General features: G+C 59.5%; 13 protein-coding genes. 2 read left to right on the forward strand and 11 right to left on the reverse strand.

The features are described from left to right. Positions 1–28: 28 nt before the first annotated feature. The 10 genes from ACJO3T_RS05010 to ACJO3T_RS05055 form a co-directional block, all read right to left on the reverse strand. A complete protein-coding gene (locus tag ACJO3T_RS05010) occupies positions 29–466 on the reverse strand; it encodes a flagellar protein FlaG (RefSeq protein WP_406962173.1) in 438 nt (145 codons plus the stop codon). Positions 467–538: 72 nt separating this feature from the next. Beyond that, positions 539–1,369 carry a flagellin domain-containing protein gene (locus tag ACJO3T_RS05015; protein WP_406962171.1) on the reverse strand — a complete coding sequence of 277 codons (831 nt, stop codon included), beginning with the start codon at positions 1,367–1,369 and terminating at the stop codon, positions 539–541. A gap of 187 nt (positions 1,370–1,556) precedes the next feature. Continuing rightward, a complete protein-coding gene (locus ACJO3T_RS05020) occupies positions 1,557–3,650 on the reverse strand; it encodes a motility associated factor glycosyltransferase family protein (RefSeq protein WP_406962169.1) in 2,094 nt (697 codons plus the stop codon). Between the two features lie 38 nt (positions 3,651–3,688). Then, the gene (locus ACJO3T_RS05025; RefSeq protein WP_406962167.1) at positions 3,689–4,381 is read right to left on the reverse strand and encodes an acylneuraminate cytidylyltransferase family protein; all 693 of its coding nucleotides are present in this window, start codon (positions 4,379–4,381) and stop codon (positions 3,689–3,691) included. Positions 4,382–4,396: 15 nt separating this feature from the next. Beyond that, the gene (locus ACJO3T_RS05030; protein ID WP_406962165.1) at positions 4,397–5,449 is read right to left on the reverse strand and encodes a nucleotidyltransferase family protein; all 1,053 of its coding nucleotides are present in this window, start codon (positions 5,447–5,449) and stop codon (positions 4,397–4,399) included. Then, positions 5,449–6,114 carry an acetyltransferase gene (locus ACJO3T_RS05035; RefSeq protein ID WP_406962163.1) on the reverse strand — a complete coding sequence of 222 codons (666 nt, stop codon included), beginning with the start codon at positions 6,112–6,114 and terminating at the stop codon, positions 5,449–5,451. The genes ACJO3T_RS05030 and ACJO3T_RS05035 overlap by 1 nt, the downstream gene beginning before the upstream one ends. Then, the gene (gene neuB / locus ACJO3T_RS05040; protein WP_406977965.1) at positions 6,107–7,210 is read right to left on the reverse strand and encodes an N-acetylneuraminate synthase; all 1,104 of its coding nucleotides are present in this window, start codon (positions 7,208–7,210) and stop codon (positions 6,107–6,109) included. The genes ACJO3T_RS05035 and neuB overlap by 8 nt, the downstream gene beginning before the upstream one ends. Before the next feature lie 27 nt (positions 7,211–7,237). After that, the gene (neuC, locus tag ACJO3T_RS05045; protein WP_406962159.1) at positions 7,238–8,407 is read right to left on the reverse strand and encodes a UDP-N-acetylglucosamine 2-epimerase; all 1,170 of its coding nucleotides are present in this window, start codon (positions 8,405–8,407) and stop codon (positions 7,238–7,240) included. Beyond that, positions 8,404–9,564, reverse strand: a complete 1,161-nt coding sequence (locus ACJO3T_RS05050) for a LegC family aminotransferase (protein WP_406962157.1) — start codon at positions 9,562–9,564, stop codon at positions 8,404–8,406. The genes neuC and ACJO3T_RS05050 overlap by 4 nt, the downstream gene beginning before the upstream one ends. After that, positions 9,557–10,549 carry an NAD-dependent 4,6-dehydratase LegB gene (locus ACJO3T_RS05055; protein WP_406962155.1) on the reverse strand — a complete coding sequence of 331 codons (993 nt, stop codon included), beginning with the start codon at positions 10,547–10,549 and terminating at the stop codon, positions 9,557–9,559. Before ACJO3T_RS05055 ends, ACJO3T_RS05050 begins: the two co-directional genes overlap by 8 nt. Before the next feature lie 379 nt (positions 10,550–10,928). On the opposite strand from ACJO3T_RS05055, the gene ACJO3T_RS05060 reads away from it, so the two are divergent. Next, positions 10,929–12,095 carry a flagellin gene (locus tag ACJO3T_RS05060; protein WP_406962153.1) on the forward strand — a complete coding sequence of 389 codons (1,167 nt, stop codon included), beginning with the start codon at positions 10,929–10,931 and terminating at the stop codon, positions 12,093–12,095. A 66-nt stretch (positions 12,096–12,161) separates the two neighbouring features. On the opposite strand, the gene ACJO3T_RS05065 is transcribed toward ACJO3T_RS05060, so the two are convergent. Further along, positions 12,162–13,160 (reverse strand): hypothetical protein, encoded by a 999-nt coding sequence (locus tag ACJO3T_RS05065; RefSeq protein ID WP_406977966.1) that lies wholly within the window; start codon positions 13,158–13,160, stop codon positions 12,162–12,164. Positions 13,161–13,358: 198 nt separating this feature from the next. Between ACJO3T_RS05065 and ACJO3T_RS05070 the strand changes: the two genes are divergently transcribed. Further along, positions 13,359–15,359 (forward strand): tetratricopeptide repeat protein, encoded by a 2,001-nt coding sequence (locus ACJO3T_RS05070; RefSeq protein ID WP_406977967.1) that lies wholly within the window; start codon positions 13,359–13,361, stop codon positions 15,357–15,359. The last annotated feature ends 12 nt before the right edge of the window (positions 15,360–15,371 follow it).

Consider the following 15,371-nt stretch of genomic DNA (forward strand, 5'->3'; position numbering starts at 1 on the left):
TTGCCCAATGTCGTGAGGAAGAAAAGCCCTACACTTTCACATTAAACAACGACAGCGGTTCGTCCTGCTGCAAGTTCTCTGCCAACCTCAGGGCAACCTCATCCGGAATCTGGCGAATGACTTCACGGGTCTCCTGATCAACCACCTTCACAATGGTCTGACCGGCATCGCTATCCACCTCGAATTGCAGGTCCCGCTGAACGCTCTGAACAAAATCGTTCAACTGGGTAACAGCGGAATCCAAATCCTCCCGCTGATCCCTGTTACGCTCCTTCAGGCGCTCAGCCCGGGAGGGCTCGCTGGGCTGAGGAGAGGTGGCAACTTTCGCCGCACTGTCCGCAGATGAAGCCGCCAGGTCGGAGGCATTCCTGCCTTCGGCCTGAGATGACGACATGGCCCGAGCCGGAGCTTGCTCACTGGAGCGAACCAGCTTCAGATCCGGGCTATTCAGGTTAACGCCATTCATAGCTTACCTCGCTATCCTCAAACGGCGTAAAGCCGGGCCCCGAAGAGCCCGACTGTTACCGTTCGTCCCCTGTTACTGCAGGAGGGACAGAACCTGCTGCGGCCGGGCGTTGGCCTGGGACAGTACCGAGATACCAGCCTGCTGCAGCACCTGGGCCTTGGACATCTTGGCCGTTTCGGCCGCAAAGTCCGCATCAAGAATCCGGCTCTGGGACGCGCTCTGGTTCTCAATGTTGGTCTGCAGGTTGGCAATGGTGCTCTCAAAGCGGTTCTGCACCGCACCCAGGTCAGACCGGAAGGAGTTCACCGAACTCAGTGCATTATCGATAGCGCTGAGAGCCGCTTCGGCACCGGAAGCGGTGCTGATGCTGACGGAGGACACGTTCAGACCAGCGGCGCCCGCAGTCATGCTGTTATCGAAGCCAACCTCGATGGATTGACCAGCGTTTGCACCAATCTGGAAGGACACGGCGGAGCCCAGAGTGCCATCCAGTACGGACTGGCCGTTGAATTCGGTCTGGGTACCGATACGGGTGACTTCGGCAATACGCTGGTCCACTTCAGCCTGCAGCAACAGACGATCTTCATTTGAGTTGGAGCCGTTAGCCGCCTGGACAGCCAGCTCACGGATACGCTGCAGGTTGTTCACAGTCTCGTCCAGACCACCTTCTGCAGTCTGAACCATGGAAATGCCGTCGTTGGCATTACGAGACGCCACCTGGAGACCGCGGATCTGGGTGTCGAAACGAGTGGAAATTGCCAAACCGGCCGCATCATCCTTGGCGGAGTTAATGCGCAGACCAGAGGACAGACGCTCCATAGCCTGGTTAGACAGGCTCTGGGACTTGCCCAGTTGGTTCTGTGCCATGAGTGACGCAACGTTCGTGTTGATTCCGAGAGCCATAGTACTTCTCCGACAAATAGTTTTGCTTCATTTGAAAGAGGTCTGGCGCCCGTTCTCTGCTTAGTGGGTACGCCGCCCCGCTGTACTGCTTAACGGCGCGCCCGGGAATTCCTTTAGAAAAAAAACATCGTTCTTTGTTATTAAATGTAACCAATTAAATATCAAAAGGTTAAACTCTATTTCGAAGTTAAACCCTCGGCTCTTCATCAGTCAGGCGGGCTTTTAACCAGGGGTCGGATTCCACCGGCCGGGCCTGCAGGATCACGCGATCAAAGTGATCCGGCAATTGCTCGAGGAATCTGTCGAACGATGTCTTCCACGCCTGCATATACGCCGGCAATTCAGATTCCTCACAGGCCAGACCGTGGCAGAGCCCGACCTGCAGGAAGTGATAGGTTGAGCCTTTGAGCAGTTGCCAGCACATCACCTGTACAGTTAAATCGGTACGCCGGCCACTGAACACACCAACCCGATTCAGGGAGTCCCGCACCGCATTGGCAGTGACCACCAGATCCCGGCGCGAATAATCAGCGGTCAACCCCAGTGCTTTGCGGCACCCTTCCACAGTGTCCGCGATTTCCTGCCGCAGCCGGCCCAGATTCCCGTCCAACCCTTCAGACGGTAGAGGATGACGCTCGTGGCCCAGGAGTTGACGAGCCTCCTCCGGCCCGGATCCGTCATAGCCCCTCACCGCCTCCAGGAACCCGGTGGGCGAGAGCCAGTCGGCACCCTCAATAGCGGCGCCATCGGAACAGTTCGCAACACTCAGCGTGGTCTCCCCCGTCTGACAGTTGGCAATAAACCGCTCCACGGAACGTTTTGCGGTGTAGTAATCCGTTCGTGTCAGCACCTCGCCGCCATCCACTCCCGGCACCGCAAAACTGCGCTGATCCTCATTCAGCCCCTTCCTTTCAGCCCGAAACGACCTGGAGAAACTGGTTTCTCCCTCGGCCCCGTAGACGGAATAGGCAGAATGGTGATTGGTGACATCCCGGTAGCCGTAGTCAGTGCCAAACAGATAAATGTTCCGGAAACCCAGGGCATAACCCACTGATAACGCCGCGTTGGTACAAGTCGGGCTGCAGTTGTCCAGGGCCTGTTCACCCACTCCCAGCCAACCTGGTATAGCGCTCCCCCTCTTGAAAAAGAAGGTCGTCTGGTCAAAGAGCGTTGTAACCAGCGGGTTAACATCGATTGCGGCCAGCAATGGAATACTTTGCAGCACTTCGGGGTCGATATCGGACAGGATTTCGTGGATGGCGTAGTCGGCATCCAGTTCCAGATGGAAATCCGGTCGAATCCCGTTGGCGACCAGTCCCCTCAGCCCCGTGCCGGCACTGACGATAGCCACCTTGTCACGAATCTTCCGGATGTCCTCAAACCGGTCATCAATTGAAGGGCCGCTGCCGATAACCAGCAATGGCCTTGACGAATGGGCCACCGGGTCCGGCTTCAGGTATCGGCCACCGGAGCGCAGGTTATGGAGGATATTGTTGAACGCCCGGATCTCGAAATCGTAGCTGCCCCAGTTTGCCGCAAGAATCGGGATATCTTTTTCCAGATCCTTGGCAATCCTGGATAGCTCAACGTGAGCAAGATGGTTGTAATAAGTAGTGAAGTAGGGGTACATGGGCACCATTTCCCCGAGCTTGTTCCCCAGGACCTGACGAACATTCTCTTCACTGTCATTGACCGCAATGCAGAACGACAGCGAGCGTCCCTGCTTGCGAAAGCGGGCGCTGATGGTTTCCCAGTCCACGGTAAACAGACTCAGGGCAAACCGTTCCGCATCCGGTTCAAAAACAACCGCATCGATAATATCCGCCTGTTCCGACAGTTTCTCGATGTGATAGCCCAGGCCACAGCCCAGGAAAACCACGGATGGAAAAAAATCACCCCGCTTATAACCGTGGAACGTCTCCGGCGTCACGGGGGATGCGTCCCTCGCTTCCCTGACAAGGCGCATTGCAAACCGTGGCAGTGCGTAGGAACCCTCCCAGGGGGGAGCCAGCGTGAAAGACCGCTGGTCGGGTGGATTTTCCCCCAGGAAACGGTCCACCTCAGAATAGGAATAGTCCCTGGCATGGTGTAGGTACACCGAACGGCCCCGATCAACAAGATCAACGTCGGGGTTCCCCGGTGTCACCACCAGTTCGCAGTGATTGAGCTCAAGGGTACTGAAATACTGGTGCAGCTCCGGGCGATACTTCCTGAAGTACGCCAGGTTCTTTTCCTTGCGTTCCAGGTATTCGAGGGCGGCATCCTGATCTGGTTCAGACATAGGGTTTTCTTTCCGGCATGGCAAGTTTTCAGGCTCAGTCAGCGCTGCTCCATCAGACTCTGACAGATTTTCAGGTCCAGTGCTTCATCCACATCAATAGAACGTTCCCGGGGCATGATACTGGCCAATACCCGGGGGGTGAACAATGACCCCGAAGCGAGGAAGTCACTGACATCCACCACGTACACCGCACCGTTGAGCCGGTAGTCGGGCTCATAATCCTGGGAGCGACGCGCGGACCAGAAGTCCACGCCCCGAAATTCCCCGGTTTCGGCGACCTTCCCACACCAGGCCAGCGGGTGTTCCACCGGCGACACGGATACCACACTCTCACCGGCACCACTGCAGTACCGGCCCAGGGCACTCTCGATATCCTCACCGGTGCGCAGTGGCGAGGTGGGCTGCAGCAATACCAGTGTATCGGGGCCCCGCCCCTCCTGGCTCTCATGGTCGATGGCGTGTTTCAAAACGTCTGTGGTTGTGGCGTGATCGGTAGCCAGTTCCGGCGGACGTGCTACGGCGCGAACGCCGTCAAACGACCGGGCAATGGAAAGCACCTCGGGATCGTCACTGGTCACCAGTATGTGGCCCGCCAGCCGGGCGTTCAACGCTGCCCGGATGGTCCAGGCCACCATCGGCTGGCCGGCAATCTCGGCGGTGTTCTTGTGGGGCAGGCGCCTGCTGCCCGCCCTGGCGGGGATGACAGCGAGGATGCGTCCGGCATCTTTCATGTCAACTATCCACCGTCACGTCAGCTCTCCTTCATACTCATCCTGAGCACGCTGAAAGTCGTTCATTCGACCTACATCCAGCCAATATTCGTGTACCGGATAGGTCGTGATTTTCTCGCCCCGGGCCATCGCCCGCTCCAGTAGCGTCGGCATATCCACGCACTCGCCTTTCTTTACCTGGCCCACCAGTTCCGGAGATACCACATAAATGCCGGCATTGATGAAGTATTTCTGGATGGGCTTTTCCGTCATCCCCTGAATGTAAGGGCCCTCGCATTCAACAACGCCGTAGGGCACCTGGTATTCGAACTCCCGCACACACATGGTGGCAGCACTCGGGTTCTGGTCGTGGAAATCCAGCAGCCTGCGATAATCCAGGGTGGTAAGCAGGTCACCATTCATCATGACCAGGGGCAAATCCACCTCGGACCCGGGCAACAGCCCCAAGGCGCCCCCGGTACCCAGTGGTTCTTCCTCATGGACATACTGGATGGATACACCCCACCGTTGCCCATCGCCAAAGTGGTTGCGAATCTGTTCCGGCAGGTAATGGGTCGAAATAAAGAACCGGTGGAAACCCGCGGTAACGAAACCTTCGAGGATCAGTTCGAGGATGGGTTTCTCGCCCACCTTGAGCATGGGCTTCGGGCAATCGTAGGTCAGTGGTCTCAGGCGGGTGCCAAATCCCCCGGCCATCAGGAACACCGGATTGTTGATGGTGTTCCGCTCCAGGAGGCCATGCAGGGTGTCCAGTCCTACCAGATGGCCCTGCTCGTCGACGACCGGCAACTGGAGCAGCTCGGATCGCTCCATCACCGAGAGGATACGGTCCCGGGTCCACTCGCTCCGGGCCACCTGGGGCTGGTCACACATAACCTCCGCAACCGGTCGGTCCATTGAGGTCTGTTTCATCAGGGCCCGGCGCACATCGCCATCCGTCAGGGTACCCAGCAGCTTGCGTTGCTCATTCACCACCAGCACGATTCGTAGCGCCCCTTTGTCAAGGGTGGCAATGGCGTCGGTTAATGGCGTGTCGGGGGATACCAGTACAGAATGCCAATCTTTCATCACGTACCTCGGCTAACGGAACGGTTTGCAGAACGGGCTTTCCGCCCCGAATGATAGATGCTAGCCCCGGCAACATCCTGTAAAAGCAGGGACCCGGCCCCCACAACGGCCCCGGCCCCGACTGTAATCTCCTGGATCACCGTGGTGCCAGCGCCAATGAAGGCGCCTTGCTGCACCGTCACGTCGCCACAGATAATCACTCCGGGCGCCACATGGCAATGGGCACCGATACGGCTGTCGTGATCAACGGTGGCCGAACTGTTCACGATGGTGTTGCAGCCAACTTCGGCACAGGCCTGGACCACGCTGCCCCGCATGATCTGTGCACCGACTTCGATCCGGGCCTTCCCCGACACCGATGCCGAAGGATGGATAAGGGCCGGAAACTCGTACCCGGCGGATGTCATCTCCTCAAACAACCGCTGGCGCAGGCCGGAGCCTGGCATCATGCCAACGCCATTGGCAAGATAGACCCCCGCCGGCGCAATGGCATGGAGTCGATCGTCATCGCCCAGCACTTCGATGCCCATCCAGCGCTCCCCCTGTCGGTCCGCCAGGGCCGGATCGCATACGCCCCGCACGGTCGCCCCCAGGCTATGCAACACATCCAGGACCACCTTGGCATGGCCACCACCACCCAGCAGTACGAATGGCCGGTCAAACATCGTGGTTACCTCCGGCAGTGGTTATGACCTCCCCCGGAGCGTAGTCCTGGTCCGCAACCCGGCCAACCAGGTCCCAGAATCGAACGGGGGATAACCCCTGCCCTGCCCGCGCCGTGGCCAGGTCTTCATGTCCCAGCACCTGCCCCCGCCGAATAGGGCGAGCGGCAATGAGCTGCTGCCGTGCGGCCTGACGTGTGTTCCACTCACTCGGCTGCACCCGCTTCAGTCCAGTTCCCAGCGCGGCTTCAACGGTGCGGATCTGGCGGACCATGTCGGTCAGCTCGTCTGGCTCCAGGGAGGCACGATGGTCGGGCCCCGGCATGGAACGGTCCAGGGTAAAGTGCTTCTCGATCACCCTGGCGCCCCTGGCAACCGCTGCCACCGGTATAGCCACCCCCAGCGTATGATCGGAGTACCCGACCGGTAGCCGGAAAGTGGTCGCCATGGTATCCATCGCCGCCAGATTGACCTCTTCGAGGGCCACCGGATACTGGGACGTGCAGTGCAGGAGGGTGACCTTTCCCCGCAGGGCCTCAAGGGCAGAAGACTGGCTCCAGTGCTGCCATATCTCGGCCACCGAGCCTGGCTCCCGGTCATGGCAGTAACCGTGGGCAAGTACGGCCAGCGCCTGTTCGACCTCACCGAGTGTGGCCATGCCCGTTGATACGATCAGCGGTACCTGGCTATTGGCGAAGGCCCACAGCAACGGTGCGTTGGTCAACTCCCCGGACGGTACCTTGTAGACCGGCAGGTCGAGGGATCTGAGGAAACGGAAGCTCTGCAGGTCAAAAGCAGTGGACAGGAATTCGATTCCCTGGCTCCTGGCGTGTCGCTGGAGATCACCATGCCAGCTTTCCGGCAGTTCAAGCCGGGCCAGCATCTCCTGCTGGCTCTCATTCTCCGTACCACTTGTCTTCTGGTAGTCCGCTTTCGGTGCCCCCGCTGCCAGACGTCTGGCATTAAAGGTCTGGAATTTGACGGCGGAGGCGCCACTGGCGGCCGCCACGTCAACCAACGCAAAGGCGGTGTCCCGGTCGCCATTATGGTTGACCCCGGCTTCCGCAATTATCGTAACGTTATTGTTGTCGTTCATCATCGTTCACCACTCCGTGCCCCGGCCCCATCACGTCGAATCAGGGCGGGCCGGCAAATCATAAAAGGCCTTGGGGCCGGCCTGGATACCTTCACAAAGGCGTTTGACTATTTTATCGCTGGTGAAGCCATCACCGTAGGGGTTGACCTGGTGTTCCACCCCTGCCCTGAACGCCGGATCCAGGGCACGACACACCGCCGCCATGATGCCTTGTCGGTGCGGCTCGCAATGAATGACCGAAGGTGCGGCCAGCCGCCCCTTCTGACGAAGACCAATATCCACTGACGGGACGCCCAGGGATGGAATTTCAATGATGCCACTGGACGAATTACCCAGCACCGCTTCGGCACCGGAAGCCACCGACAGGTAACGTTGCATGCCCAGGGACTTCGCCGCCAGGCAGCGATCGGGAGCGCTGGCCACATACTGGTCGATCAAACGGATAATCCGGCGGCCACCGTCATCAGCGTTGGGATAGGTAAAAACAACGCCGTGTTCGGGAAAGGCGTCCATAGCGGACAACAGTGCCTGGAACGTTCCCTCCGGCTGTTCATCCCCCTGGGTGACCGGGTGGTAGGTCACCAGGATGTAAGGACGACTGAAATCGAACGACAGGTCCGCGGACAATGCCTGTGGTGTGAGCCGCGGTGTGCGGCGGACGTTCTCCAGGCCCAGCGCGCCCACATCATGGACCATGGATGGAGGTTCGCCCAACTGGATAACCCGTTGCCGGCTCTCGGGAGTGGCAACGAAATGGAGATGGGCCAACTTGGTAATCGCATGGCGAATCGGATCGTCGTAGGCCCCTTCGGTCAGTTCCCCACCATGCAGGTGTACCAGGGGCACCCGATGTACCAGTGCCGCCTGGCTGAAGGCCAGGGCCTCGAAACGGTCCCCCAGGACCAGGGCGGCATCGGGTGACAGCCGTTCCAGTGCCTCGGCAAATCCCATCAGGCCGACACCCATGGATTTGATGACCCCAACCGGGCTATCGGAAGACAGCAACATTTCCACCGTTGCATCGATCTCAAAGCCATCGTCCCGGATGTCATCCACGGTGTAGCCGAATTCCGGCGATAGATGGGAGCCGCTGACAATCAGCTGCAGGGACAGGTCCGGCGCTGAGTGGATGGCCTTCAGCAACCAGTACAGCAAGCCGTACTCGGCCCGGGTTCCGGTAAAAACAGCGATCCTGGTCATGACGCCGACCACCTGACGCTACTTGGCAGGTTAACCAGGCGCCCGACAACGTCCCGTGCTACTGTCAGGTCGCCCCGCAGGCAGTCCGAGTATATGTCGAGATCACACATCAGTTGCCACGCCGGCCGGGTCATCACACCCTCGTCGTTGGTCGTGGTTAACAGGGCGTCACGGACCCGCCGTGATGGGCAGAGCACGGCGTTGAGCCAGTAGTTGCTGCGACACCCCTCCGGTTCAGCCACAAAGCTGAGATCCGAGCTGGCCAGCAACGCCTGGTACTCGGAAGCCAGTTGCCGTTTCTCTGCAATAAAGCCCTCCAACTGTTCCATTTGCGCCACCCCGAGAGCTGCGTTGAGATTCGGCATGCGATAATTGAAACCGATGTCGTCGTGCACGTACTCGTAATTATGGGGCACCTTGGCGGTGGTGGTCAGATGCCGGGCCCGTACGGCATCCCCGGAATCCGCCAGGATCATGCCTCCACCGCCGGTGGTGATAATCTTGTTACCATTGAAGCTCAAAACCCCCAGTTGCCCGAACGTTCCGGTATGGCGGCCATGGTAGAAACTGCCCAAGGATTCCGCCGCATCTTCGACCAGGGCCAGGTTCCACTGCTCACAGACCTGTAACAACCCCTGCAGATCGGCCGGGTGCCCAAAGGTGTGCATCGGCAGGCAGGCCTTTACACGGCGGCCGCTATCGGTGTGACGAACGGCTCCCCCTTCGTCGATACGGCACTCTGCTTCCAGCCAGTTGGCCACGGCGGCAGGAGATAAACCCAGGTTGGCGGCATCGATATCCACAAAAACCGGGTGCGCCCCACAGTAATGGATAGCATTGCAGGTCGCCACGAAGGTCAGGGGCTGGGTGATCACCAGATCCCCCCTGCCCACCCCAGCGACCCCCAGGGCCACATGCAACGCGGCCGAGCCATTGACCGTGGCCACGGCCGCCGGACTGGCCGTGTAGGCCGCGACCTGCTCCTCGAATTCGCTGACGAAGTGCCCGACACTCGAGACGAACGTGGAGTCAATCGTTTCTCCCAGGTAGTGCTTTTCCCTGCCCCTGAAGACCGGTGCGTGAAGGGGAATGAACTCGTCCGAGCGGTAGTAATCCCGGACAAAGCCTATGAGGGAACGAATCGACGGGCTAGACATTGTACAGGCCGGTCTTGTATCGGTTCAGGTTGTCCGGATTGGAAAACCAGTTAATGGTCTTCTGCAGGCCCTGCTCAATGGAATGGCCAGGTCTGTACCCGGTCAGCCTATGCAGTTTCTGGTTGTCTCCCCACAACCGGAACACTTCCGACCCGGATGGACGCAGACGCTGCTGATCAGTGACAAACTCCACCTCAGATCCCATCAGCTTTCGGATCAGGTCCAGGGTGTCAGCGATGGATATCTCATAGTTCGAGGCGATGTTGACCGTTTCACCAATGGCCGCATCCGCCCCGGCCAGCGCCAGGAAGCCCTGGCAGGTATCCTCGACGTAGTTGAAATCCCGGGTGGGCGACGTGTCCCCCAGCTTGATCGATGTCTCGCCGGCGGCGATCTGACCGATAATAGTAGGAATCACCGCCCGCGCCGATTGCCTGGGACCATAGGTATTGAACGGGCGGGCAACGGTAACCGGCAACTCGAACGCATTGTAGAAACTCATGGCCATGGCATCGGCGGCAATCTTGGACGCGCTATAGGGCGATTGTGGCTGCAGGGGGTGTGCCTCGTCGATGGGAACATACTGAGCGGTACCATAGACCTCGCTGGTGGAGGTATGGATAAAGCGCGACACGTCATTCTCCAGCGCCGCCTGGCACATATTCAGGGTGCCGCGGACATTGGTGTCAACGTAGGAGTCCGGCGCGGTATAGGAATAGGGAATAGCAATCAGGGCAGCCAGGTGAAATACCTGGTCCACCGACCGCGTGATGTGCTTGCAGTAGTGCGGATCACGAACATCACCGGTGACCACCTCGACCTGATCCAGGCAATCCACGGTTTCGAGCCAGCCCCAGTTATTGAACGAGTTGTACTGGCTCAGAGCCTTTACCCGGAACCCGGCCCGCACTAACTGCTCGACAAGATGGGAGCCAATAAAACCATCCGCTCCCGTAACCAGCACCCGCTCAGGTGATTTCATCATAGACCGAGCCTACTCATCTCATAAAGTGTTACAGCTACGGTGAGTCTAGCGCAACTCGCCGTTTTTTCTCGTTAATTTCTGTAGCCAATTTAGCAGCCCGATGGGTGCCGGAGAACCAATCAGCATCGGCTCCTGGCGTCCAGGCCGCCCCTGGCAGGCGGCAAAAACCCGCCGCCGACCGGATTACCCAGGCACGCCCCACCTCTGAGGTCGAAAATTAACCCATTAATATTCAACGCATTACAAGAAAAACAATAAAAATGGCACAGAACTCGCTTGGACCGCCTCAACTGGCAAGTAGCAGAAACCTTTTTGCCGCCCCCACGTCCATATTCGGTCGGGATGGGATTAACGGCGTCTCTGAACTGGGAGAATCGATATGCCTCAGATCATCAACACCAATATTGCGTCACTGAACGCGCAGCGCAATCTCGATGCATCGCAACGGGACGCAAACACATCGTTGCAAAGATTATCATCAGGCCTTCGCATCAACTCCGCCAAGGACGACGCCGCCGGACTCGCCATTTCCGAACGCTTCCAGTCCCAGATTTCGGGCCTGAACATGGCACAGCGCAATGCCAACGACGGCATTTCCCTCGCCCAGACAACGGAAGGGGCGCTGGATGAGATCACCGCCAACCTGCAACGGATCCGTGAGCTCGCCGTTCAGTCCGCCAACGCCTCCAACAGCCCGTCCGACCGTGAAGCCCTGAATGCCGAAGTCCAACAACGGATTGCCGAGATCAACCGGATCGCCGGTCAAACATCATTCAACGGATTGAAAGTACTGGATGGCAGCCTGCCCACCCAGACCTTCCAGGTGGGAGCCAATGCCGGCGAGACTATCAGCGTGAGCGGCCTGGACGCCCGGGGCAGCCAGATCGGTTCCGTTATTGGCCAGACCACCAACCTGCTTCAAGAAGACGACGGTACCGACACCCTGCAAACCATCTTTGAGGAAGGCCGCACGGCCAGTTTCACCATTGACCTGACCCACCCCGACGGCGTTACCGTCACCACCGTGAACGTGACGGACGCCACTTCGCTTCAAGACGTCCTGGGCCAGGTCAATGCCCAGACACCCACCACCGAAATTGCCGTGAACATGAACCGCACCAACGACGAGCTGATTTTCTCGTCCCAGTACGGCAATGACTACTCGGTGGATATCACCGTCGATGGCGGCACAACCCAGACCGTTGCCGCCACGGCGGCTGCCGATACGGTTTCCGCCAACGACACGGATATTTCCACTCAGGACGGCGCTGATCTGGCGATGATCTCGGTGGACTACGCCATCGAAACCATCAATGGCCTTCGGGCGGAGCTTGGTGCGGTCCAGAACCGCTTCGAGTCCACCATTGCCAGCCTGTCCACCACCTCAGAGAACCTGTCGGCGTCAAACAGCCGTATACGGGATGCGGATTTCGCGGCGGAATCCGCGAATCTGGCACGGACCCAGGTGTTGCAGCAAGCCGGCCTGTCTGTACTGTCCCAGGCCAATGCCCGGCCCCAACAGGTACTTCAATTGCTGCAGGGCTAATTGGTGTAAAGCCACAGGCCTCCTGAAAATGCCGGCTGCCACAACAGCCGGCATTTTTTGTTCCTGTCACACCGGTTCCGTAATCGCCTGCTGAAGCTCATCGCGATAACGGCTCACCAATTTGGTATCACCGGTCACTTCCTCCACCACAGACAGGTAGCGTTTCTCCAGCTCATCCGCGAACTCACGGGAAATGGAAAAGCGCCGGAAATCGTCGGGCACGGTATCCGCACGAAGCCACCCCAGTGTCCGCTCCAGCTCTGCCTCACTGGCATGTTCGACAAACCGTCGGTTCAGCCAGCTTTCGTAGTGGCTGCTGACCTGTACCAGCCGTTCCCGCTCCAGGCCGACATAGGATTCACTTTGCTGCAATACCGAACGCATATGGCTGCCCAGCCCGTTCAGGCACGACAGAACATACAGGCGCTGGCCGGAAAGGGAGGGATTGGATACCGGAACATCCCTTGCGGTCGGGATCGGCATACTGAACATCTCGCCGAGCGACGCCCAGAAATCACCTTCCCCTTCCCGCAGGGTCTCATATGGCAGTATCCGCACATTACGGAAATAACGTCGATACAATCCCAGCAAATAATCCAGGTCCAGGCACTGAAGGAGAAATGCACGACGTTCGTGCAGGAACTCCCTCGCGCTACCGCTGCCTCCCTCGTTCAGGAACTGGGCATGCATTGAACGAATCCATGACACCGGGCTGCGCAAGGTTATCAGGACGTTCTGGGTTTGTGACGCCAGGGTCCCCATCATCCTGCTGGCGTTGTCCTGATAGACACGGAGCATTTCCGCATCACCGGAGTCCAGGAAACCACACGACAGGCCCTCGCTGGACAGGACCAGTGACTGCCCGGCCTTTAGTGGCTGATCAAGGTCAATATCGAGATTCTTACCAACATCGAAACAGTTGTTCGCCGTGGACTCCCGCAGGTACTCAACAACAGGATTAAGGCCCTTGTTAGACAGGGCAATTTTCTCATCCAGCGCCCACACCCCCTGCATATAGGTGGTTGCGGTTTTCATCAGCCCGATATGAATACAAGCAATTTCCATTCGTCACCTCCGTAAGCCCCATACGATATACAGGAGGGCACATATCAGCAATCACGTGATAAGAGAGTCACCATTTCATCCGACCGCAAATAGAGCTTGGCATGCCATTCGCTTACCTTTCCCCAACAACGGCAAAAACCGCCAGAAAACTGCAGATCCTTGCCGCTCCTTGCCGCGGCCCGGTTGATGAGGTGTTCCATGCAAGCACAACACAATGTTCAGGTTTCCGACTCCCGGAAGGCCGAGGTAGCCCGGCTATTGCTGGAAGCCAACCAGGCCTACGGCGAGTCCAACCATCCCCAGCGCCGTTATCTTGAGCGGCTCCGGGCGCGGCAGGCCTGCCGTGACCTGTTGGGCCGGGCGCTGGCCATCCAGCCTGATCACGGCGCCGGCCTTGGCCTGCTGGGACGGGTGGAGATGGACGACGGCAACCTGGATCAGGCCGCTGCCCTGTTCGAGGAAAGCCTGGAGCGGCAGCCGGACCAGCCCCAGCAATACTGCAATCTGGGCTACTGGGCCCTGAAGGCGGAACGTCCCGCCCGGGCGGAAGGCTACTTCCAGCAGGCCCTGGCGCTTGACCGGCAATCCGCCGCCGCTTTCTGCGGTGTGGCCCATGCCAAGCGGGAGCAGGGGCTGTTCGACGTGGCCTACCTGCATTATCGCAAGCTGATCCAGCTCGGCCTGGACTGGCCTTCCGTCTACAGTGGCATGCTCAAGTGCGCGGCACGGATCGATGTCCACCAGGCGGATACGGAACTGGCTCTGGATGCCATCGCCCTGCTACGCCGGGAGGAGCTACCCCACCAGGAGATCGGACGTTTCTGCGCCGCCATCCTGCGCCAGCAATATGACCTGGACAACCCCAATGCCGAGGTGTTCCTGGACGCCGCAGCGGAAGACGAGCTGCTGATCCTGGCCCTGGACCGGACCCTGATGCCGGACCCGGCCATTGAGGAACTGGTAACCCTGCTGCGCCGGGCCATCATTGCCGAAGTCGCCCAGACCGTCGCCCTGCGTGACGATTTGCAGGCGCTGACCCTGGCCATCGCCCGTTATGTGGACCGCACCGGGTACGCCCTGGTCGCGGAGGCGGACGAGGAAAGTCTGGTTGAGACAATCAATAGCAGCATTACCGCCCAGTTCGCCATGGCGGAGCCCCTGGAAGCCCTGGTGGGCAGCGTGATGATCAGCGCCATGTACGGTGCCCTGTTCCACCAGGAATTCGCGCCCCGACTGGGTCAATGGTCCCTGACCGACTGGCCGGCCGGTATGCAACCGGTGATGGCCGCCAGCTACTATGACCGGGCCCTGGACGAGTCCATCAAGCAGAACTTCGAGGAGAAGGCCGAGGAACTGACCCTGGCCCGCACCGACGTGCCCCAGGCCTGGCCCAGCTGGAACCACCTCGCCTACCATGCCGCAACCAGCCTCAAGGCCATCATGGCCCAGGAGCTGGGCATGGACACCAGTGTCCTGCCCGGCACCCTGCGAATGATGATCTGCGGCGCCCAGTCCGGCCAGCGGGCGCTGGAGCTGGCTCACTATCTGGACGACGTGGAAATCATCGCGGTGGACGAGTCCCTGGCCAATGTCGCAACGGCGACCCGTCGGTGCGAGGAACTGGGGCTGAACAATATCGTCTTCTGGCCCTGGTCCGTGGCCCGTCGATTCGTGGCGGATGGCCACCGGGTCCACTGGATCGAGATGGGGCGGTTGCCATCGTCAGCCATCGGCGACCTGTCGCTATCCGCCCTGGTGAGCGACGCCGCAACCCAGGGTGCCGTGGTGCACATGCACACGGCCGTGGCCGAACAAACCAGGGGCGATGCCCAGATCCGCCAGCTTGTGGAGACCCACAAACTCCAGCCCACCCGCGAGAATCTCCGCCGGCTCCGACGCATGGCCCTGAACAGTCGCCAGGATCCACAGTGGCAGGACCTGCTCCAGGAGGAGGATTTCTATGGCCTGGGTGGCTGCCGGGACCGCTGGTTCCGCCCCCAGGACATCAACCAGCTCAAGGACCTGATGGGGATGGTCAGCAACGAGGTGGAGTGGAAACTGCTGAAGGCCCGTGACCAGGACGGCCACAGCCTGGCCCTGGCACCGGTGGCCCGGCAGGTCCGTGCCGAGGCCCTGGGCAGTCAGGTGCAGAGTCTGGTGGGGCAGCCTCTGTCGGTTTACTTCGTGCGGAGGCGTTGAAGGCCAACTACG

This window comes from Marinobacter shunpengi, assembly GCF_045449715.1.
Lineage (GTDB): Bacteria > Pseudomonadota > Gammaproteobacteria > Pseudomonadales > Oleiphilaceae > Marinobacter.

What these genes read in the sequence shown, in the direction of transcription:
- ACJO3T_RS05020 (WP_406962169.1), bottom strand. Translation starts at nt 3,650, where the DNA reads ATGTCTGAACCAGATCAGGATGCCGCCCTCGAATACCTGGAACGCAAG.
- ACJO3T_RS05055 (WP_406962155.1), bottom strand. Translation starts at nt 10,549, where the DNA reads ATGATGAAATCACCTGAGCGGGTGCTGGTTACGGGAGCGGATGGTTTT.
- ACJO3T_RS05065 (WP_406977966.1), bottom strand. Translation starts at nt 13,160, where the DNA reads ATGGAAATTGCTTGTATTCATATCGGGCTGATGAAAACCGCAACCACC.
- ACJO3T_RS05025 (WP_406962167.1), bottom strand. Translation starts at nt 4,381, where the DNA reads ATGAAAGATGCCGGACGCATCCTCGCTGTCATCCCCGCCAGGGCGGGC.
- ACJO3T_RS05030 (WP_406962165.1), bottom strand. Translation starts at nt 5,449, where the DNA reads ATGAAAGATTGGCATTCTGTACTGGTATCCCCCGACACGCCATTAACC.
- ACJO3T_RS05035 (WP_406962163.1), bottom strand. Translation starts at nt 6,114, where the DNA reads ATGTTTGACCGGCCATTCGTACTGCTGGGTGGTGGTGGCCATGCCAAG.
- ACJO3T_RS05015 (WP_406962171.1), bottom strand. Translation starts at nt 1,369, where the DNA reads ATGGCTCTCGGAATCAACACGAACGTTGCGTCACTCATGGCACAGAAC.
- ACJO3T_RS05060 (WP_406962153.1), top strand. Translation starts at nt 10,929, where the DNA reads ATGCCTCAGATCATCAACACCAATATTGCGTCACTGAACGCGCAGCGC.
- ACJO3T_RS05010 (WP_406962173.1), bottom strand. Translation starts at nt 466, where the DNA reads ATGAATGGCGTTAACCTGAATAGCCCGGATCTGAAGCTGGTTCGCTCC.
- neuB (WP_406977965.1), bottom strand. Translation starts at nt 7,210, where the DNA reads ATGATGAACGACAACAATAACGTTACGATAATTGCGGAAGCCGGGGTC.
- ACJO3T_RS05050 (WP_406962157.1), bottom strand. Translation starts at nt 9,564, where the DNA reads ATGTCTAGCCCGTCGATTCGTTCCCTCATAGGCTTTGTCCGGGATTAC.
- ACJO3T_RS05070 (WP_406977967.1), top strand. Translation starts at nt 13,359, where the DNA reads ATGCAAGCACAACACAATGTTCAGGTTTCCGACTCCCGGAAGGCCGAG.
- neuC (WP_406962159.1), bottom strand. Translation starts at nt 8,407, where the DNA reads ATGACCAGGATCGCTGTTTTTACCGGAACCCGGGCCGAGTACGGCTTG.